The organism is Streptomyces sp. NPDC017993 (assembly GCF_044328065.1).
GTDB lineage: Bacteria > Actinomycetota > Actinomycetes > Streptomycetales > Streptomycetaceae > Streptomyces.
On the sequence record NZ_JBIRGO010000042.1, the window covers coordinates 1 to 18,533 of the forward strand.

Below are 18,533 nucleotides of genomic sequence, written 5' to 3' on the forward strand. Positions count from 1 at the left end.
GGCGTGAGTCACGCGTCCCTGCCACCCCATAGGGGTGTCCGGACGGAGGAGGCCCCGTCACCGCCAGTGGCGCCCTACCTCCAAGCCCAGTCCTTAGGACCGGGTCAAGTTGACGAGCCTGTGCGCGAGGGTGTGGTCACGGGAGTTTGGTGGCGTTCTCCGTCGTCCGCATGACGATGTGCGACCCGTTCCCGCCGGCGCGTACTCCTTCGAGCTCACCCTGCCCGGTGAGATCCTTGCCCGGGCCGCCGGGGTGAGCGCCGTCGGTGTCGTTCCCTCGCACCGACGCCAGGGCGTGCTCAGGACGATGATGCGGCGTCAGCTCACCGAGCTGCGGGCCCGAGGAGAATTCCTCTCCGTACTGCTGGCCTCCGAGGCCCCGATCTACCGCAGGTTCGGTTACGGACCGGCAACCTACGCGCAGCGGCTGACGGTGCCGCGCCACCAGGCTGCCTTCGCCCTCCCCCGGGGCGCGCGGAACGGCCGACGCCCTAGCGACCGGCGCGGACACCGGCTCGGTCGAGCTGCTGCGTTGCGCCAAGTGCGGCGAGATCCTGGAAGAGGTCTACGACCGGTACCGCCGCGCACAACCCGGCGCGCTGTCCCGGCCGTACCGCTGGTGGGCCCTGCGTGCGGGGCAGCCCCCGGTCGCTCCCGCGCCGCGCTACGTCGCCATCCACGGACGCCGACGGCGTCCCGGACGGGTACGCCAGCTATTCGCTCGGCGAGCCCAACACCCTGACGGTCGACGAGACCATCGCCACCGAAGACGCTGCCCACGCGGCCCTGGCCCGCTTTCTGCTCGGACACGACCTGGTCACTCAGGTCGTGTCCAAGCACTTCCCGCCCGAGCACCCGCTGCGCTGGCAGCTTGCGGACTTTCGCGCCGGCCAGGTGAGCGACGACATCGACTGGCTCTGGGTGCGACTGCTGGACGTTCCTGGCGCACTCACCGCGCGCGCCTGGATCAGCGACGGGGAGAACGTCCTCGACGTCGACGACCCGTTCCTTGGCGAGCACGGCCGCTACCTCTTGACCGTCCGGGACAGCAAGGCCGTCTGCGTCCCGACGGATCGGGAGCCTGACCTGTCCCTGGACGTGAGCAACCTGGGCTCAGTCTACCTCGGCGGCACCGCCCCGATCACGCTCGTGCGTGCCGGACACATCCGGGCACATCGCCCAGGCGCGGCCGCCCTCGCCGCCTGCGGCTCCCCCCTGCAACCGCTACCTGCTCCGACACGGCCGCCGCCACTGGTCCTCGACCCGCTGCGGCGACCGCGCCCGCGCCGCCCGCGCCTACGCCCGACGCACCCAGCCCAAATCAGAGTGAACGGCCTGCCTACAGCGTGTTGCAGAAGGCTGTGATCGAGCAGGTCAATGTCAGGTTTGACGGTCTTCGTCAGACAGCCAGGGCAAGGTTGTGCATGTGCGCGACGGCCTGGACCGCGTGGTGGAGGCCGTTCCCCTGTTGCCGGCAGTGGCCAAACGACGCCGAATACCGCAGCTTTCGAATACGGTCGGTAGCCATCCCCGGTCACCTGGCACCGGGCATGCTCGACGACATGCCTGGCCCCGGGCCGGCCCTCGACCGCGCGTGGAACCCCAGGCAGCCACGACAGAGTGACTTCCTCGAGGAGGACGAACTGCCCGCCCCCAGAAGACGTCTAATCAGCCCGCGAAGATCCATCAAGAGCACCTTGGCAAGCCGGACCTGGTCGTCATCGACATCACCGCGGCCGATGAAGTGACTGCCGCTCAGGCCACATCCGCGCTTGGAGAGCTGTTGCGCTCCAGCGGTCCCTCCGCTTCCTGGCACACCCCTGGCCAGGCCGTGTCACCGTCCCTGCCTACGCCGATCTGCGACACACCCTCACTGAAGGCACCTTCGCGTGGAGACCGATCGACTCGCCAGGTGACCGGTTAAGAGCTCGCGCCCCAGGGTCTCCGGGGGCGGCTCGCATCACGCTCTTAGGCGCGTAGAGGTGGCATTGATCGAGGAGGCCCGGCGGCTCCAGTGCTCGCCTGTCGCGGTGGCGAACCTGGCGAGGCTTGGTGGGCAGCGGGTCGGCCCGATGTCCAGGTGCTCCCCTTCGCCTCCGGCCTCTTCGTAGAGCTTGACCATGTAGGGGCTGTGATTCACCAGCGATTGCGCGCCGTGGTCGAAGCCGTACACCGAAAGGTCCACCACTACCTACAACGAGACCAGCACTCGCCGGTCGGCGCTGCTGGTCTCGTTGTAGGTAGTGCCCTCGTAGAGGGCGTAGAAGCCCGGCGGGCAGACGGTCGTGTCACTGCCCTCGATCACCTTCACCGGCATAGGACGCCTCCGCGCACCGGGGCTTTGCGGTCAGTCAGCGGGGTGCGCTGGATCCTTGAGCGTCCAGGTGCTGCCTGCGCAGCCTTGCGGGAGCGGCGGGAAGCGGTGGCCCTTCACGTCCGTGCTCCAGTGGTGGGCCTGGCCGCAGTCGCACTCGTAGATGCCGCTGTCAGGCACCACCTCGCCGGGCCGGAAAGTGTCTGCTTCGCTCATAGCTCCTGTCTACGCCGGGCCCGCGGGCCGCGCGACTCAGCGCGTCGACGCCTTCTCCGGGGCCGGGCAGACGCAAGCCCGGCTGGACGGGGGTTCCAGCCGGGCTTGGGCTTTGGGGGCGTCCGCGCGTCGACGCGCGCCGGCCGGTCAGTGGTGGCCGTGGGCGGAGCTTGAGGCGCCGCCGAACAGCCGGGCCACGGCCCGGAACGGCAGCGTGACGACGGTGGCGATGGCCCCGCCGATGGACCGAAGAACATCTGCGATTGCGCTCAACACGGTGACCTCCCTCTCCTCCAGCGCAGGGCGCTGGATCTGGCTTGCCGCTGCACGGCCGATCATCGAGCGGGTGCCCGCGGGCCGGCCGAGGAAACGTTCGCCCAGCTCACGCCGCCGAACGTTCTTCCACGGAGTCAAGGATCTTGGCCTGCGGCGTCCCGACCAGAGCCGGGGCGCTCTCGCTCGACGACCAGACCTTGGTCTGCAGCAGTACGAAAAACCTCACTGCCGCATCAGTGGTCTCGAAATCGAGATCGAACACGACGTACTGCGGATCGCCGACCGCACGCTGGACGCGGTATCCGCAGACCCCTGACTGCTGGCGGAACTCGGAAAACCGGTCAAACCAGGCCTTCCAAAGATCGAAGTCCGTGACCGAGTGTTCAACACGGAGCGTGGTCATGCTGCCTCCCCAGACAGACGACGTTGCCTGCCTTCCACTCCACGCCGAAAAGTGTCCACACGCCACCGGACGCCCAGCCCGCGGGCCCTCATGCCTCGGCGAGGAGGCCTTCACGCAGGGTGGCCAAAGCGCGGGCCAGGAGGCGGGAGACGTGCATCTGGGACACACCCAGTTCCTTGCCAATCTCGGCCTGCGTCATCTCCGCACCGAAGCGGAGCTCAATGAGGGTGCGTTCACGCTCGTCGAACTGAGCCAGGAGCGGCTTGAGGGCCTGAAGGTCCTCGGCCAAGGCGAGCGCGGGGTCCTCGTTGCCGATCAGGTCGGCGACGAGTCCGGTCTGCTGCTTCTTGCCGCCGCCGGATTCGATGGGCCGGTCAATGGAGTCGGAGTCGTAGCCGTTACAGGCCACCAGCCCCTCGACGACCTCCTCCTCCGGCAATTCCAGGAATTCGGCGAGGTCGGCGACGGAGGGCTCGGCGATGCCCTGCCCTTCCAGCTGTTCGCGGGCGCGCGCGAGGTCGACGCGCAGCTCCTGCAGTCGGCGCGGGACGTGCACGGACCAGGTGGTGTCGCGGAAGAACCGCTTGATCTCCCCGGTGATGTAGGGGACGGCGAAGGTGGTGAACTCGTTCTCCAGCGATACGTCGAAGCGGTCGATGGCCTTGATCAAACCGATCGTGCCGACCTGCACGACGTCTTCCATCTCCTGCCCGCGGCTGCGGAAGCGGCGCGCGACATAGCGCACCAGCGACAGGTTCATCTCGATCAGCGTGTTGCGCGCGTACTGATACTCCGCCGTGCCTTCCTCCAGGACCGACAGCCGCTCGAAGAACAGCTTCGACAGGCGACGAGCATCCAGCGGAGCGATGTGCCGGCCATCCTCCACCAGCGGCAGAGAGGTCTCGGCCGACTCAGGTGCGGCGTTCGGGAGGGTCGCCGCTGTCTGCTCCTGTGCTACTGCCGTCGCCATGGCTGCTCCTCGCTCTCGCGTTGCTGCTGCCTTGTCACGGCGCGCCTAACCCGGTACCTCCACGTAAAACCTGTACGCCCGCGCGAAAACCCTGCCCATCTCAGGACCCGCACACCTCTCAAGCGCAGCTGCGGAGCCGATCTCCCCCGGAACTAGGCATCCGATGCAATCCGCCCAGTTCGGGTTACTCGCGGCTTACGTCGGGAAACCGTCACCTGGCGCGCCGAAGTCGGTGCATAGAGAGGAAAGGGGCGAATCCTCATGGGTCACGGCGGGGATGTCATCGCGGAGCTGACCACCGACCACCGCGAGGTGGATGAGCTGTTCGAGCAGCTGGACAATGCCATGCCAGGCAGTGAGCGCCGCAAGCAGCTGGTGGATTCGCTGACGATCGAGCTGGTGCGGCACTCGGTGGCCGAGGAGCAGTACCTCTACCCCGCGGTGCGCGAGCACCTGGACGGCGGCGACGCCATGGCCGACCGGGAGGTCGCCGACCACGCCCGCGTCGAAAACCTCCTCAAGGAGCTGGAGGGCCGCGACGCCGGCGACGCGGATTTCGATCGGCTCGTGCGCGAACTGCGCACCGAGATCACTTCTCATGTCACGGACGAGGAGATCAACCTCTTCCCGCAACTGCGCGAGGGCGTCCACGGCTATCTCCTGGAGAGCCTGGGGGAGAAGATCCGTGAGGCGAAGAAGACCGCCCCGACGCGTCCTCACCCCAGCGCCCCGAGCTCCCCGGGCGTCAGCAAGCTTCTGGCTCCCGGCCTGGGCCTGGCCGATCGCGCACGTGACTACGTCACCGGGCGCGGCAAGTAAGGACACCCCTCCCGGAAGGCGAAAGTGATATGAGCGTTGCCCGCGACATCATGACTCCCGGCGCCGAGTGCATCAGCACTGATGCCAGCGTCTCGGATGCGGCCCGAAAGCTCACTGCCCTCGGAGTGGGTGCGCTGCCGATCTGCGGCAGGGACGACAAGCTCAAGGGCGTCCTGACCGACCGGGACATCACCGTCAAGGTCTTGGGCGAGGGCCGTGACCCGCACCAGACCACGGCCGGCGAGCTCGCCCAGGGCGAAGCGGTCACGATCGGCGCCGACGACAGCGCGGACGAGATCTTCGCGACCATGGCCCGCCACAAGGTCCGCCGCCTGCCCGTCATCGACGGTCACCGCCTGGTCGGCATGGTCGCCCTCGCCGACGTCGCCCGCGCGCTGCCCGACCCTCAGGTCGGAGACCTCCTCGAAGCTCTTTCCGTCGACTGAAGTCAAGCGACGCAGAGGGCGGGTACCTGCGGGCGAGCCCGGGTCTCAGTGCGCGAGCAGGGAGTCGTCCTCGACGCGCGCTCCGGGAGGTCGGTGGAGTGCGGCGATCAGGGCTGTGTCGACGTCACGGGTGCCGGTGGAGGTGCACAGGGTGTAGGCGACATCGTCCATGCGCTGGCGCACCAGCTCACTGGCTTCCTGGGCGTGCAGCAGCCGGAGAGTCTCGTACTGCTCAACGAGGTTCTGCAGAACCGCAGGGTGGGCCATCAACACAGTCGGCTCCTTACGCCATGAACGTCCCATCACGGCAGCGGATCCCCGCCATTTGATGGCCTATGCGCAGGTGCGACACCGCAGGTATGTACGGGCGGCTTCGCGGCCGGGACGGGACGGGCGCCTGAACACACGTCCCCACCGGCAGAGCGGATTTACCTGGCTGGCTCGCTCATGTCGCGCACCGCAGCGGTGGGGCGTGTAGTGGGAGTGGCCGTATTCCGGCCCCAGCGGTTGCCTGGCCGGGCGTCAGGCAACCCGGTAGCAACAGCACTCATCAAGGAGCTGGCAATGCCCGCAGGGTCGAACAAGAAGCGAGAGCGGCAGTACGAGCACATCAAGGAAGGCGCCAAGGAACGAGGCACCTCCGAGAGGCGGGCAGAGGAGATCGCCGCGCGCACCGTCAACAAGGAGCGTGCCCGCTCGGGCGAAGCCAAGCAGGCGAGCAAGACTTCCACCCGCGACCCCAAATCCGCCCCGCAGCGCGGAGGCGAACGCTCGCACAAGGGGCCGCAGGGCCCCACCAAGGACCAGCTGTACGAAGAGGCCAAAAAGAAGAACCTCGGCGGCCGCTCGCAAATGAACAAGGAAGAGCTGCGCAAGGCCCTCGGGCGCTGATCCGGGCGCCGGAGCAGCAGCTGGCAGAAGATATCTCTTCCTCCCTCGGAGGGAGAGATGTCAGCGTTGAAATCAGGCATGCTCACATGCCCTGACCTGCACGAAAAGGGCCCGACTCGAATCGGCGTCCCCACCCTCGGTCCCACTGGGCGTGGGCCCCGCCCCTCAGCGCTGCGCCTCCCAGTTTCAAGCTCCGCACGCTGTGCTGTGCAGGCGCGCTCAGCTGTGTGCTGATCACACAGCGCCTCCATCCAGCCGGCGCCCGGGGCCGGGGCCAGAGCCAGACGGGACGCACTGCATCGCAGGCGCTCTCGGTAGACGTGGGTCGGTGCTTCTTAGCTGTCGCCTCCCTTGCCGCCGGGCGACCGCGGCCGCAATCCGGATGGGCGCAGAGTCCCCGTGATGGGCTGCGGCGCACCCATCCTGCTGGGTGCGCCGCAGCCCTGCGCGCCCATGACCAGGTTGCACAGCGGCCGTAGCGGCGTCACTGGCGGGGACGAGGCGGCCGGGTCCTGACGAGTGACGGAGCGGCGTTGGGGCCAGGGCCCATCGAGTGGGCCTCCTGGCCCAAGGTAGACCTCCGAGGCCAGGGCGGTGGGCTCGTCCGGTCAACAAGCTGAACCCGCGCATGGCCCGTACCGGCTGCGGACGAGGACGTCAGCGCAAGCCGCGAGCAAGACCATGTGGAGGGCGAGGCGCCCAAGCCCTCCATGAGAAGGAGCGTTCCTCAGCCGCCGACGTGGATGCCGGGGCGGCGGTCGGGGTCGGGTTCGTGGCTGCGGATGATTTCGCGGGTCACCGGAGCGGTGTCTCCGCGGCCAAGCAGGAAGTAGCGGAACATGTGCATCAGGGGGCTTCCTTCTGCCCAGGCGAAGTAGCAGTGCGGCTTTACCCCGGTGGTGTTCCGAAGAGCGAGCAGGATCGCCGCGATGGCGTTCGGAGCGGCGGGGGCTTCCGCGCGCAGGATCCGGTAGCCGTCGACCTCGACGCCGCGCAGGGTGAGCGTTTCGCTGAAGTCGGAGGGGTCGACGACGTCGATTTCCAGGAACAGGACGTCGGCGGGACCGGGTACCGGGTTGGTGCCGCGCTGCTCGCGCTCCTTGTCGCTGTACTCCGCCAGGTCGCCGGCCTGGCGTCGGTTGGCGATGATGTTGATGGAGTTGTCGTGGGCGAGGGTGTCGGTGATGAACTGTCGGGCGGCGGGGTCGAAGACGATGCGGTCGGCGCGCAGTTCGGTGGTGCGCGAGACCCGGGAGATCAGGGAAACGGCGATGATGCCGACGATGAAGACGCCTGAGATGGCGATGCCGTCGGGCTTGTCGACGATGTTGGCGACCAGGGCGTAGAGCAGTACCGCGGTGAGCGCGGCGAAGCCTGCGGTGGTGGCCCGCTGGCGGTGGCGCAGGGCCGAGACGGTGACGGCGAATGCGCCGGAGACCATCATGGCCAGGATGCCGGTGGCGTAGGCGCCGGCCTGGGCGTCGACGTCGGCGTCGAAGGCGATGGTGATGGCGATGCACAGGGCGGTGTAGACGAGGACGACCGGGCGAACCGCGCGGCCCCATTCCGGGGCCATGCCGTAGTCGGGCAGGTACCGCGGGACGATGTTGACCAGCCCCGCCATCGCGGATGCGCCCGCGAACCACAGGATCAGAATGGTGCTGATGTCGTAGACGGTGCCGAAGGCTTCGCCGACGTGTTCGTGGGCCAGGAAGGCCAGGGCGCGGCCGTTGGCTGCGCCGCCTGCCTCGAAGTCCTTGTGAGGGATGAGGACGGTGGTGACGAAGCTCGCGGAGAGCAGGTAGACGCTCATGACGAGGGCGGCGGTGGTCAGCAGCCTGCGGGTGTTGCGGATGCGCGAGCGCAGCCTCTCCTCGTCGTTCGCCCCCTTGGCGGCGACGAGCGGCATCATGCTCACCCCCGTCTCGAAGCCCGACAGGCCCAGGACCAGCAGCGGGAAGGCCAGCAACGCCGGCCCCATCAGATCGCCGAAACCGCCACCTCCCTCGGCCAGGGCGTCCGTCCATGCCGACCACGCCCCGGGCGTGGTGAAGACGTGCACCAAACCGATGGCGATGACCACCGCGTTAAGGATCAGGAAGATCGCGACGAGTGGGATGGCGACACTGACCGCTTCGCTGAACCCGAGGAGAAACACCCCTCCGAGCACAACCAGCAACGCGACGGTGAGGGCGACCTCGTGGCCGTGCAGGGCCTGGGGAAAGAAGGGGTTCTCCACCACGTGCACGGAAGCATCCGCCGTGGACAGGGTGATCGTGATGATCCAGGACGTGGCGACGAAGCCGAGGAGAATCAGTACGAACAGCTTGCCCCACCAAAACGGCAGCAGGTCCTCGAGCATTGCCACGGACCCGGCTCCTCGGGGGCTCTCCTTGGTCACCCGCCGGTACATCGGCAGCATGCCGAACAGGGTCAGCGCCACGATCAGCAGTGTCGCCAGCGGGGAGACCGCTCCGGCGGCGAGGGCGGCGATGGCCGGTACGTAGGCCAGGCTGGAGAAGTAGTCGACGCCGGTCAGGCACATCACTTTCCACCAGGGATGCGATTCCGTGTGCCCCTCACCGGCCGCCGGTCCGATCGGCTGCACCTGGTGACGCAGCAACCACCGCGCCAGGCCACCGGTTGGCGGCTTCCGCAACGCCGGACTGTCCGCCACTTCCGGCACGGACAGTTCGTTCGCGTCTTCCATGTCTCCCATCAACCTTTCCTCGCTCCAGCACACAGGGCCCTGCTGTCACCGCATCCGCGGCACCACAAACGCTCACCGAGTATGCGACCCAGGCAGCCCCCCTAGAGCCGAGGGGTCGGTGTACGACAGTCTCAAGCGCGCCAACCCCGATGCCGGCTGAAAAACCTGCCCACCCGGGGGCGTAGTGCGCCAGGGCGAGGAATTCGGACGATGGATACGGGCTCAGCGGCTCGGCTGGAACAAGCTCCCACCGTGCAATAGATGTGCGGAGGGCGAGGTGAGCTGCCACCCGCCAAGGCCCGCCCTAGACGAAGCCGACGACCATCCCTTACGGCCGGGTACCGGACCGCTCCCGCGAGAATCGGTACTGAGGAATCAGCGGCCCTGCTCTTCCGCGAGCTCGGACAGCGGGCGCGGTGCTGAAGCTCATCGGCCACGCCACCAACCGCGACGTCTGCCACCTACGTCTGGGACAACAACGGCGACACCGCCAGCGCCCGCCTCGTCCGTACCGAGGCGCAGGTCGCCGCGGTGAAGGAAGCAGAGGTCAAACTCGAACTCGCCTTCCACCACGCCAACCGCGCCAACCGTGAGCAGCTCACCGCCGGCCTTGCTCGCCTGAGCGAGCTGTCCGAGGGTGGCAACCACGCCCACTACGCAGGGATCGCCCGCTTCATGTCCGGACTCCCGCCGACCCCGGAGGCAACAGCCCAGTGGGGCGAAACGCCGCGGACGATGTCCGCAGCCGCTGGCACCGCCTGGCCCAGCACCACCTGAGCTACCGCGGGCCCGCACAGGCGGACGAGACCGCGCCGGGCGCGGACACCGCACACAGTCGGCCCCGGTGTCCTAGCTCAGACATACGGGCCGTGGCCACCAGAGACACATTGCCTGGTGCGGCGCTAAACCGCGGTGAAGCCGCCGTCAGCGGCAACCACGGCTCCTGTGATGAAGCTGGAGCGTGGTGAAGCCAGGAAGCACAGAACCTCGGCGATCTCTTCGGGCTGCGCGACTCGCCCCAGGGGCTGCGCCTCGGCGAAGGACGCCAGGTATGAGCGGCTGTCGGGGCGGATCGTGTCGAGGAAATCGGTCTCGATGACGCCTGCGGCAACGAGATTGGCGCGGATGCCCAGTGGCCCGCCCTCGACGGCGAACACCTTGGTCAGTTGTGCCAGAGCGCCCTTCGACGCACTGTAGGCGACGCCTTCAGGCAGGGCGACGGTGCTGGCATAGGACCCGGTACTGACGATGGCACCGCCGCCGAGGCTCTTCATGACCCGGAATGCTTCGCGGGCACAGAAGAACGAGCCGCGGGCGTTGACCGCCATCACAGCGTCCCAGTCCTCGGCAGTGGTTTCGGTAATGGGCTTGTTCAAGGTGCGTCCGGCGTTGTTCACCAGGATGTCCAGTCCTCCGAAGGTACCCAAGGCCGATTGCACCGCGCGGGCGGCGGTCTCTTCTCGCGTGATGTCGCCGCGCATCGCGAGTACGCCGGGAAACTCTTCCGGCAGAGTCGTGATGTCAGGACGTAGATCGACGGCGACGACGCGGGCGCCGCGGGCGTGGAGAAGCGCCACAGTCTCCTTGCCCACGCCGCGCGCGGCCCCGGTGACGAGGGCGATCTTCCCGGCGAACTCTGTGGATTCGGATGCTTCGGCGGACGCGGTTGCAGGTGTCATGGTGTGGTCCCTGGAGAAGGCGAGTGTGAGGGCAGGCGCCGGTGCGGGCTGCCTGAAGCTGTGCAGTGCGTGAACGGGTCAGGGGGCCAAGCCGTTGACGCGCTCACGGGGTGCGGCGTTCGAGGCAGGCCGTCGTGGTCGTCGCGCGGCTGGGCTGTTCAGTGCGCGGTGAGGCCGCCGTCGACCACCAGCTCCGAGCCGGTGACGAACGAGGAGTCGTCGCAGGCGAGGAAGAGGATCGCGGGTGCGACCTCGTCGGCGTGGCCGGCCCGGCGCATGGGGGTACGTTGGATGTCCGGCTGCTGGTCACCCTGGTCGTCCAGGAGGTCCTGGATCATCGGCGTGGCGATCACCCCAGGATGCACCGAGTTGACCCGTACTCCCTGCCGCGCGTACTCGACCGCGGCGGTCTTGCTCAACAGGCGTACGGCCCCCTTGGATGCTTGGTAGGCCGCAGCCGCGCCGCTTCCCACCAGGCCGAGTACGGACGAGGTATTGATCACCGACGCGTTGCCGCTTGCGCGCAGGAGCGGCATCGCCGCCTTCATACCGAGCCAGGTGCCTTTCTGGTTCACGTCAATGACGCGATCCCACGCCTCCTCCCGCGTGCCCTCGATACCAGGCCAGTCCAGGATGCCGGCGAGGTTCACGAGCACGTCCAGCGTTCCGAACCGGTCGCGCACGAGGGTGATCACGTCGTCCCACTCCCGCGCGGAGGAGACATCGAGGCGGGCAGCAACGACCTCCCCGCCGCGTGCCTCGATCCGCTGGGACAGCTCCCGCAGGGGGCCTTCGGCGACATCGGTGATCACCAGCCGGGCGCCTTCGCTGGCGAAGAGCTCGGCGGTCGCTGTGCCGAGGCCGCCAGTCGCGCCTGTGATCAGCGCGACCTTGCCGTCAAGTCGTTGTCCTGTCATGGATGTGGTCCTTGATTCTCGTTGATGTTGACTGACTGTTGTGTCGGGACTTCCTGGTCCGCCGACGGCGGAGTCGCACCCCCGGTACCAGGGCGGTCACGGGCCCGGCCTTCTCTACGACTGCTTCTGCTCCCGGTAGAGCACGAGGTGCTCGTGATAGAGCACTCCGTCCCGGATGTCGCCCGTGGCGGTAAAACCGGTGTCGTCGACGTAGTCCAGGTGGCTTTCGGCCACCGTGTACCGGCCGGAGTACGCGCTGGCCCGCTCCCCGCGGGCTTCGTCGTACCGGCCGTCCGGCAGCAGCTCCTGCCGGATGTGACCAACCGCGGTCACCCACACCCCGACCACGTCGACCTGGTCGCCCTCAACGGTCCCGGCCGTGGCGGACTCCTCCCTCGCACGATGTGACCCTTCCCGCTCCACCGAGTCTGGGCAGGCCACCGGCCATCAACCAGGACGTGTGCTGCCTGGGCATGGCACACCCAGGCAGCACACCGAGCCCTCACGGCCGTGTACGGCACCGCATTCCTTCGTGCCGTACGCTCCCCGGCCCGGGCGCTGAGCTCGTGCGTGCAAGGGCCTGCCGTGCTGTACTGGCGAGGTGGAGCGGAAGCACGCACTGGCATCGGTCACCCACCGGAGGCAACCCGGCGGCGCGACTTCGGACAGTGTGAGTGACCGGCGGGCCGAGCAGGCGCGCACCCGGGTCCGGCTCATGATCGAGATCACGGCGCGGGTAGGGGCGTACCGGAAAGGGCTGGTCGAGGCCGTTCGCCGCCTCAGCCCGGAGGAAGCGGCGATCCTCTCGGATTTGGAGCGCCACGGACTGCAGGTGCCCCAGTTGCACGACGTGCTGTGCGGCGGCCATGTACTGGTTGATGAACCGCAGCTGTACGAGAACTGGCGGTTCGCCAAGGTGAGTCACGAGCGCCTTTCCAGCCACCACCGTGACATCGACAAGGCTCTCTATCCCGACATCGGGATGCGCGGGGACGTGGTGCGGGAGAAGCTGCACGGACGCACCGCCCAGGGCACCTGGGTGCAGTTGGAGAAGACACCGGCCGCTTTCGGCGGGCGGAAGCTGCCCAGTGTGAGCGACCTCCGCCACCTCATGGACTACGTGGTCTACCGGATCACACGCAGCAATGTCGGGCCCTGGGGGCTGTCCCGGATGACCGAACGGCGGCCGCTGTACCTGGCGCCGTTCCTTGCCATGCCGACGTCCCTGACACCTGCGGTCGCGCGGGTGCTGACCCAGGCACTGCGCCGGATCGAGGAGGCCGACGACGTCACTGCCGTGTCTACGGACCTGGCGGCTCGGTTCCCGCCCCCGGACCGGGAGGACCTGGCCGGCGAGCTGGGACAGTCGTTGTCCGGCAGGGCGGGTCGTGGGCTGTTCGGCAATTCCGAGGTGTGGGTGACCGAGACCCTCTCACGCAGCGCCGCCGCGGTACTCCGTGAGAGTCGCGTGCCGCCTGCGGTGGAACTGTTACAGCCGGGAGGACCGTCATGAGCGACGACGATCAGCGCGATGTTCCCCCTGCGGCGCCGTCGGACGCGGGTGCGGCGTTCGCCCCTTCGGGACTGGTTTCGGCCGTGGTGAACCTGGTGAACACAGGACCGGTGCTGCTCGGTGCATACACCATCGCGGAGCTCACCGCCGTGGACGCGATCGTGGACTTCCTGGAAGCCAGGCCTTCGGACGAGGTGATCGCCGAGGCCGTGCGCTCGCTGGCGGCCCGACAACTGCTGCTGGCGGGTGACACGGGCGAGCAGGTTCAGGTGCAGGGAGACCTGGGCATCGCCGTGGCGTTCCAGCAAAGGGCCCGCAAGGTGCTCGATGCCCGCACGACCGGGTCGGGTCCGGGTGAGCCGTGGCGGATCCTGTTGCTCCCCCAACCCGAGCGGATCTGTCTCATGGTCCGCATCGACGCGCTCGGCGTCCACCAGATGGGGTTGCACAAGCTCGACGAAGCCTTGAAGACGCTCACCGAGTGGCTGCCGCGAGGCCCGTCGGCGGACCCCGGAGAGGCAGTGGACACCGAGGCCGTGCTCGCCGCCGCGGAACGCTCCGCGCTGATCACCGTCACCGAATACACGGCGCAGGGATCCGCCGAGACCGCGGGCAGCAGCAGGGATCTGGTGCTGGCCCGCAGTGGCGGACGGCTGCACGTCCTTGCCCGGGATCCCGGCGACCGGGGGAAGCTGGTGCCGGACCCTGAGTCGCGCAAGGACAACGTCAGCGAACGGCTCGTCGGTCTGCTGACGTAGACGACTGCCCGCAGCACTCCAGCAGCACCCACCCAACACTCACGACCCGCCACCAAGGCCAACCGACAGGGTCCCCGCTCCAACCCGACTTCCCTCCCCCGGGCGCCGCCAGCTGCTTCGTCATGCCCGGAGGCAATCGCCGTTGTCGCCTCCGAGAGCCGCCCCGCCCCACCCGGTCTTGAGCTCCTCGTCCCCCAGCGCCGCGGTTCGACCACGTCGTCCTCGGCTCCCTCGCCCCCTGACCTGCACCCGGACTGTTCCGAACCTTCGTCCGATCACGTGCAACAGGGCGGTGGCCCGGAGATGCCTCCTCCGGGCCACCGCCCTGCCAACTCTGCGAAAAGGGACAAGGCCCTGGCAGGCTGCCCCTAGCACTATCTGGAGTCCGTGTCTTTGGCGCTCTCCGCGGCCCGATACAGGTCGCGCTCGGCCCACTCGGAGTGGCCGTTGCCGACCTTCCGCTCCCTGTCCACGACACGGACCGCACTCTCCTTCGCAGCGCCTATCCGCTGCTCGGTCTTCGCGGTCATCTTGTCTGTGGCGGTCATGGTGACACTCCTCTTCGCGTCGGTGTGTTTCCCTGACGCAAGATCCCCTGCCTTTCGCCTTGCGGCGCACACAGGGCCGGTGGCAACAGATCCCGTCTTCGCCTGAACGGCCTACGCCGCCGGTCACCGTGCCCACGGGCCGGCAGTGAGGCACCATTGCCGACCGCCTCCGCGGGCGCGCGACGCGGGCGCGGTGCAGCAGATCACCCCTTCCGGACAAGACGAAAAGCCTGGGTGCGTGTAGGGGGTGTTGCGTGTGGGCGCGGGCTGATGGCGCTGTTCGAGAGTCCAAGGTCAGGCTTATCGAGTTCGAGGACACACTTCAGTTCGGAGTGCCACACGCCGTTCGCCACAAATCCCCCTGTCTGGCTTTCAGTTGGGCTTTCACGGTAGAACGCACCACTGACAATTCCCCCCTGACCTGCACATTCATGCCAGGCCATCGTCGTCGGCTTGGAGTACCAGAAGCTCAGGAAGGCACTGATTCCGGCACGAGTTACCGACCGAGGTGATGGAGCCGGGGCCCAACCGGCCGACGAAGTTGGCGCCGTACGACGCAATGGTCCGCGCCGGCGGCGCCAACCGGGAGGCGTACAACGGCTGCGGGCGGGATCACTGCCCGGACCCCGCGTCGCCTCAGTTGGCGGCGGATCGCGCGGGACGGGTACGCCTTGTCGGCCAAGACCACATGCGGGGTCGTTCTTGGCCGGCCGACCGACCGGGGCACCCGTATGCGGGCCATGACCTGGGCGAATGAGGGTGCGTCCCCGGACTTACCGGGCGTGATGACGAAGGCCGGGTTTGACGGCGCCTGGGGCTTCAGAGCTCGATCGACGGCCATCAACCCACGTTGGGTAATTGGTGCCCCACGGAGTCGTTGAGATGCGCGCTGGCGGCTTCGACGAACGCTTTCGCCCTGTCCTTGAGGCTGAGGTACAGCTCGTCGAACATGTCATACGCGCGAGACATGAAGGGGTCCTCGGCGTGCTGGAGTTCCAGCACGGCGCCGTAGAGCTGATTCGAAACACGTTCAATCGCGTGGGCCAGATCAGCGAGGTGCGCCGGCCCTTCGAGGCGGACGGCTGCGGCAGCGAAGGCAAGGGCTTCGTTGTCCTGGGTGCTGAGAGTGTCGTTCCAGTGGCGTTGCATCCTGGGCTCGATGATGCCGAAGTACACCCGCACCATGTGACTCTCGTACTTGGCGGCCTGGGCAACGAGGGCGGCGTATGCCTCGCGCTGGTGTTGCCGGCGGACGGCGTCCACGGGACCACGATGGGCTGCCCGCGCTTGTGCGCGGCCTGCGGCATAGGCAGCCGCGACAGCCAGGACAGCCGTGGGCGTGGTGATGAGCGCGGCTATGACGGCAGAGTCCATGACAGGTGATCCTGCCGCAAAGGGCCGTAGCCTCGTCGCGTTCTGGCCCGTTCCTTCAGCGGTGGCCCCTACTGCTGTTGGTACGGCCAGACGCCTACCGCCGTTCGCCGCCGCACCCGGCTCCCACCCGTCCGGGGCACAGTCCGTCGAGGCCTCTCGGAGCCCGCGGGGTTCCTTCCTGCTCGGTTCGACGCACCCAGCCGGCGAGGAGCATGGGCCCGTCGGGACTGGGAGTACGCCATCCCGAAGAAGCAGTCGACCGACCCTGCTCTAACCTACCGCTGGCCCTCGCGCAGGGTTACGTAGCCGGGCGGCTGCGGCCAGAATCGGGGTGCTCACGACGGTGGCTGCGGCGCCGAGTGCGGTGTCGGTGGCCAGGATCCACCGGACGGTCTTCATGGCCAGGGTGAGGACATCGCTGCCGCGCTGGCGCATGCCGGCCTCGAAATGGTCCACGGCGTCGGTGAGGGTGGTGGTGCCATCGGCGGCGGCGCTGACGTGCGTGAGCAGGCTGGCGGCGTCGCGGATGGCCGCGCCCGCTCCCATTCCGGCGGTGGGCGGTGTGGCGTGGACAGCGTCGCCCAGCGCGGTGATGCGACCCGCAGGCCAGGGCGCGAGATCCTCCGCGCGGGTGGAGGCGGTGTTGAAGCGGAATCCGGCCACGCTGTGCGGGTCGGCTTGGGCGATGACCTCGAGTGTGTGCTCGGCCCAGCCCCGCTCGCGGAATCGGCCGAGCAGCGCGTCCTGCAGTTCGCCGCCACGCAGGTCGCGCAGGGAATCGATGCTGGTGGATTTGGGGAACATAGCGCCCCAGATGTAGGTGGGTCCGGTGGTGACCGACATCCGCAACTCGGGAGCGTCGAGCGCGGTGTTGCCGACCGGGTCGAGGAAGCCGACGTAGAGCGCTCCTCCGCGCGGGCCGATCGCGAGCCCCGATCGTGGCCTAAGTCGCTGTTGCTCGCCGGGGCTGAGGTCTCGCCGGAGGGTGCGGCCGGAGAACCCGATGATGCCCGCCGGTCTGTTGGTCGGGCCTGCCGCCAGGTGGCGGGCGACTACCGAGTGGGTGCCGTCCGCGCCCACCACCAGATCCGCTGAGACCGGCGCCCCGTCGGTGAACCGCACTTGGGGCGCGCCGTGGTCATCGTGGCCGACGCCGGACACGTTGCATCCCAAGTGCAGGCCATCTCCGACGGCTTCGGCCAGCAGCATCCGCAGGGTGATCCGATCGACGTCGATACTTGCACTGTCGCTGAGGTCCGGCCCGTGGCCCAGCAGCCGGCCGCGGCGATCCCAGAACGCGTCGCGCTCGCGCAGTCGCAACGCCGACCCCGATGCCAGGAGCCGCTGCATGATCTTCGGTTCCACCAGATCCTTTAGCGCCGACTGCGCCCGCTCATCCAGGGTGATGTGGTAGCCGCCCGTCTCCGCCACATCGGTGTCTCGGTCGAATACCGCCACCTCAAACCCCCGGCGACGCAGCCCCGCCCCCAATGCAAGCCCGCCGATCCCGCCACCCACCACGACTACCCGCATACCGACACCGTCCTTTTCGCCGCTGCTCACTGAACAGAACCCACCCTGACACCGGTAGTGGACACCGAGTGGCCACTACCGGTGTCAGAGTGGGACGATGGCGAACACCTCACACCGGGCGTTGCGGCTGTTGTCTCTGCTCGGATCAGGACGGCAGTGGTCGCTGCGCGAGCTCGCCACCCGGCTCGGGACCAGCGACCGCACTGTCCGCCGCGACATCGAAACCTTGCGCGCGCTCGACTACCCGATCGCTACCATCCACGGCCCCGATGGCGGCTACCGACTCGGGGCCGGGCGAACCCTGCCGCCGCTGCTGTTCGACCACGACCAGGCCCTCGCGGTCGCGGTGGCCCTGCAGACCGCGCCAAGCACGATGTTCGGCCTCGGGGACGACGCGGCGCGGGCACTGGCGGCTCTGCACCAGGTCATGCCGCCTGCGCTGCGGGCATCCATGGAATCCCTGCGCCTGACCAGGCTGCAGAACTATTGGGAGTTCCCCGCGCCCCCCATAGACCCGGCCGCCCTCACCGCCGTCGGAACTGCGGTACGCCACCGCCGCCTCCTCGTCACCGAGACACTGCGTCCCGACGGCACACGCCCGGAACCCAGTGACCCCGACTACCTGCCCGCCCACCGCATCGAGCCACACCACCTGGTCGTCTGGGCCGCCCGGTGGTATCTGGTCGCCTACGACCTCACCGACAATGAATGGCGAGTGCGCCGCGTCGATCGACTGCACCCCCGCCCCACCACGCAGCGCTTCGCCGCCCGCGCGCTTCCCCACCCCGACCTCGCCCACTTCGTGATGGGCACCCACGACCGCGGCGACACTCCCGCCGCCTGGCCATGCACCGGCACCGCCCGGCTCAACCTGCCCGCTCACATCGTGGCCCGCTGGGCACCAGGCGGCTCCGTCGTGGAATACCTCGACGCCGAGTATTGCCGGCTCACTCTCGGCGCCTGGTCCTGGGCCGGCATCGCCGGCATCCTCGCCACCTTCGACACCGAACTCACCGACCTCCACCCATCGGAACTCGTCCACGCATTCCGCCGTCTCACACGCCGATGGGCCACTATTGCCGACATCTAAAACCGCGGTCCTTCTCATAAATGAGTAGTTCGGAGAGATCACGACCCTCGGCGAACCGTGTCCGGTTTGCCCCCGA

The 18,533-nt window shown here is 68.3% G+C and carries 22 protein-coding genes and 3 pseudogenes; 10 read left to right on the forward strand and 15 right to left on the reverse strand.

Going from position 1 to position 18,533, the window contains the following annotated elements; translation table 11 throughout:
• Positions 1 to 175: 175 nt before the first annotated feature.
• From ACH4FH_RS37775 to ACH4FH_RS37785, 3 genes and pseudogenes are all read left to right on the forward strand, one after another.
• A pseudogene (locus ACH4FH_RS37775) lies at positions 176 to 1,200 on the forward strand (GNAT family N-acetyltransferase); the annotation flags it as partial.
• Positions 1,180 to 1,330, forward strand: a pseudogene (locus tag ACH4FH_RS37780) (CGNR zinc finger domain-containing protein); the annotation flags it as partial. The pseudogenes ACH4FH_RS37775 and ACH4FH_RS37780, both read left to right, overlap by 21 nt.
• A 396-nt stretch (positions 1,331 to 1,726) precedes the next feature.
• The gene (locus ACH4FH_RS37785; protein WP_398560538.1) at positions 1,727 to 1,924 is read left to right on the forward strand and encodes a hypothetical protein; all 198 of its coding nucleotides are present in this window, start codon (positions 1,727 to 1,729) and stop codon (positions 1,922 to 1,924) included.
• A 36-nt stretch (positions 1,925 to 1,960) separates the two neighbouring features.
• On the opposite strand, the gene ACH4FH_RS37790 is transcribed toward ACH4FH_RS37785, so the two are convergent.
• The 6 genes from ACH4FH_RS37790 to ACH4FH_RS37815 all read right to left on the reverse strand — a co-directional run bounded on the left by ACH4FH_RS37790 (position 1,961) and on the right by ACH4FH_RS37815 (position 4,179).
• Positions 1,961 to 2,185: a hypothetical protein gene (locus ACH4FH_RS37790; protein WP_398560510.1), complete on the reverse strand. Its 225-nt coding sequence runs from the start codon at positions 2,183 to 2,185 to the stop codon at positions 1,961 to 1,963.
• Between the two features lie 6 nt (positions 2,186 to 2,191).
• On the reverse strand, positions 2,192 to 2,317 hold the full coding sequence (locus ACH4FH_RS37795) for a hypothetical protein (protein WP_398560511.1): 126 nt from the start codon (positions 2,315 to 2,317) through the stop codon (positions 2,192 to 2,194).
• A gap of 30 nt (positions 2,318 to 2,347) precedes the next feature.
• Positions 2,348 to 2,530, reverse strand: coding sequence for a hypothetical protein (locus ACH4FH_RS37800; protein WP_398560512.1), 183 nt, complete (start codon positions 2,528 to 2,530; stop codon positions 2,348 to 2,350).
• 147 nt (positions 2,531 to 2,677) lie between these two features.
• On the reverse strand, positions 2,678 to 2,806 hold the full coding sequence (locus ACH4FH_RS37805; protein WP_350254921.1) for an LPFR motif small protein: 129 nt from the start codon (positions 2,804 to 2,806) through the stop codon (positions 2,678 to 2,680).
• Between the two features lie 106 nt (positions 2,807 to 2,912).
• The gene (locus tag ACH4FH_RS37810) at positions 2,913 to 3,209 is read right to left on the reverse strand and encodes a hypothetical protein (RefSeq protein ID WP_398560513.1); all 297 of its coding nucleotides are present in this window, start codon (positions 3,207 to 3,209) and stop codon (positions 2,913 to 2,915) included.
• 88 nt (positions 3,210 to 3,297) lie between these two features.
• Positions 3,298 to 4,179, reverse strand: coding sequence for a SigB/SigF/SigG family RNA polymerase sigma factor (locus tag ACH4FH_RS37815; protein WP_398560514.1), 882 nt, complete (start codon positions 4,177 to 4,179; stop codon positions 3,298 to 3,300).
• Between the two features lie 261 nt (positions 4,180 to 4,440).
• Here ACH4FH_RS37815 and ACH4FH_RS37820 point away from each other — a divergent pair, with 261 nt between their 5' ends.
• Positions 4,441 to 4,998, forward strand: coding sequence for a hemerythrin domain-containing protein (locus ACH4FH_RS37820; protein WP_398560515.1), 558 nt, complete (start codon positions 4,441 to 4,443; stop codon positions 4,996 to 4,998).
• A gap of 29 nt (positions 4,999 to 5,027) precedes the next feature.
• On the forward strand, positions 5,028 to 5,444 hold the full coding sequence (locus tag ACH4FH_RS37825; RefSeq protein ID WP_398560516.1) for a CBS domain-containing protein: 417 nt from the start codon (positions 5,028 to 5,030) through the stop codon (positions 5,442 to 5,444).
• A 45-nt stretch (positions 5,445 to 5,489) separates the two neighbouring features.
• Here ACH4FH_RS37825 and ACH4FH_RS37830 read toward each other — a convergent pair whose 3' ends face one another.
• On the reverse strand, positions 5,490 to 5,717 hold the full coding sequence (locus ACH4FH_RS37830) for a DUF5133 domain-containing protein (protein ID WP_398560517.1): 228 nt from the start codon (positions 5,715 to 5,717) through the stop codon (positions 5,490 to 5,492).
• 291 nt (positions 5,718 to 6,008) lie between these two features.
• Between ACH4FH_RS37830 and ACH4FH_RS37835 the strand changes: the two genes are divergently transcribed.
• Positions 6,009 to 6,335, forward strand: coding sequence for a plasmid stabilization protein (locus tag ACH4FH_RS37835; protein WP_398560518.1), 327 nt, complete (start codon positions 6,009 to 6,011; stop codon positions 6,333 to 6,335).
• Between the two features lie 727 nt (positions 6,336 to 7,062).
• Here the strand turns inward: ACH4FH_RS37835 and ACH4FH_RS37840 are convergent.
• A complete protein-coding gene (locus ACH4FH_RS37840; RefSeq protein WP_398560519.1) occupies positions 7,063 to 9,054 on the reverse strand; it encodes an amino acid transporter in 1,992 nt (663 codons plus the stop codon).
• Between the two features lie 522 nt (positions 9,055 to 9,576).
• On the opposite strand from ACH4FH_RS37840, the gene ACH4FH_RS37845 reads away from it, so the two are divergent.
• A complete protein-coding gene (locus ACH4FH_RS37845) occupies positions 9,577 to 9,822 on the forward strand; it encodes a hypothetical protein (RefSeq protein ID WP_398560520.1) in 246 nt (81 codons plus the stop codon).
• A gap of 125 nt (positions 9,823 to 9,947) precedes the next feature.
• On the opposite strand, the gene ACH4FH_RS37850 is transcribed toward ACH4FH_RS37845, so the two are convergent.
• The 3 genes from ACH4FH_RS37850 to ACH4FH_RS37860 form a co-directional block, all read right to left on the reverse strand.
• On the reverse strand, positions 9,948 to 10,724 hold the full coding sequence (locus ACH4FH_RS37850; protein WP_398560521.1) for an SDR family NAD(P)-dependent oxidoreductase: 777 nt from the start codon (positions 10,722 to 10,724) through the stop codon (positions 9,948 to 9,950).
• Positions 10,725 to 10,882: 158 nt separating this feature from the next.
• Entirely contained in the window at positions 10,883 to 11,641 is a 759-nt protein-coding gene (locus tag ACH4FH_RS37855; protein ID WP_398560522.1) for an SDR family NAD(P)-dependent oxidoreductase, read from the reverse strand.
• A gap of 114 nt (positions 11,642 to 11,755) precedes the next feature.
• Complete coding sequence (locus ACH4FH_RS37860) at positions 11,756 to 11,989, reverse strand: Atu4866 domain-containing protein (RefSeq protein ID WP_398560539.1); 234 nt, start codon at positions 11,987 to 11,989, stop codon at positions 11,756 to 11,758.
• Positions 11,990 to 12,311: 322 nt separating this feature from the next.
• Between ACH4FH_RS37860 and ACH4FH_RS37865 the strand changes: the two genes are divergently transcribed.
• Both ACH4FH_RS37865 and ACH4FH_RS37870 read left to right on the forward strand, forming a co-directional pair.
• Positions 12,312 to 13,154, forward strand: a complete 843-nt coding sequence (locus ACH4FH_RS37865; RefSeq protein WP_398560523.1) for a hypothetical protein — start codon at positions 12,312 to 12,314, stop codon at positions 13,152 to 13,154.
• Positions 13,151 to 13,912 (forward strand): hypothetical protein, encoded by a 762-nt coding sequence (locus ACH4FH_RS37870; RefSeq protein WP_398560524.1) that lies wholly within the window; start codon positions 13,151 to 13,153, stop codon positions 13,910 to 13,912. The genes ACH4FH_RS37865 and ACH4FH_RS37870 overlap by 4 nt, the downstream gene beginning before the upstream one ends.
• Positions 13,913 to 14,286: 374 nt before the next feature.
• Here the strand turns inward: ACH4FH_RS37870 and ACH4FH_RS37875 are convergent, their stop codons facing one another.
• The 4 genes and pseudogenes from ACH4FH_RS37875 to ACH4FH_RS37890 all read right to left on the reverse strand — a co-directional run bounded on the left by ACH4FH_RS37875 (position 14,287) and on the right by ACH4FH_RS37890 (position 17,397).
• A complete protein-coding gene (locus ACH4FH_RS37875; RefSeq protein WP_398560525.1) occupies positions 14,287 to 14,460 on the reverse strand; it encodes a CsbD family protein in 174 nt (57 codons plus the stop codon).
• A 568-nt stretch (positions 14,461 to 15,028) separates the two neighbouring features.
• Positions 15,029 to 15,256, reverse strand: a pseudogene (locus ACH4FH_RS37880) (transposase); the annotation flags it as partial.
• Positions 15,257 to 15,300: 44 nt separating this feature from the next.
• Positions 15,301 to 15,834: a hypothetical protein gene (locus ACH4FH_RS37885; protein ID WP_398560526.1), complete on the reverse strand. Its 534-nt coding sequence runs from the start codon at positions 15,832 to 15,834 to the stop codon at positions 15,301 to 15,303.
• A 270-nt stretch (positions 15,835 to 16,104) separates the two neighbouring features.
• Positions 16,105 to 17,397, reverse strand: coding sequence for an FAD-dependent oxidoreductase (locus ACH4FH_RS37890; RefSeq protein ID WP_398560527.1), 1,293 nt, complete (start codon positions 17,395 to 17,397; stop codon positions 16,105 to 16,107).
• A gap of 67 nt (positions 17,398 to 17,464) precedes the next feature.
• Here ACH4FH_RS37890 and ACH4FH_RS37895 point away from each other — a divergent pair, with 67 nt between their 5' ends.
• A complete protein-coding gene (locus ACH4FH_RS37895; protein WP_398560528.1) occupies positions 17,465 to 18,457 on the forward strand; it encodes a helix-turn-helix transcriptional regulator in 993 nt (330 codons plus the stop codon).
• Positions 18,458 to 18,533: the final 76 nt, after the last annotated feature.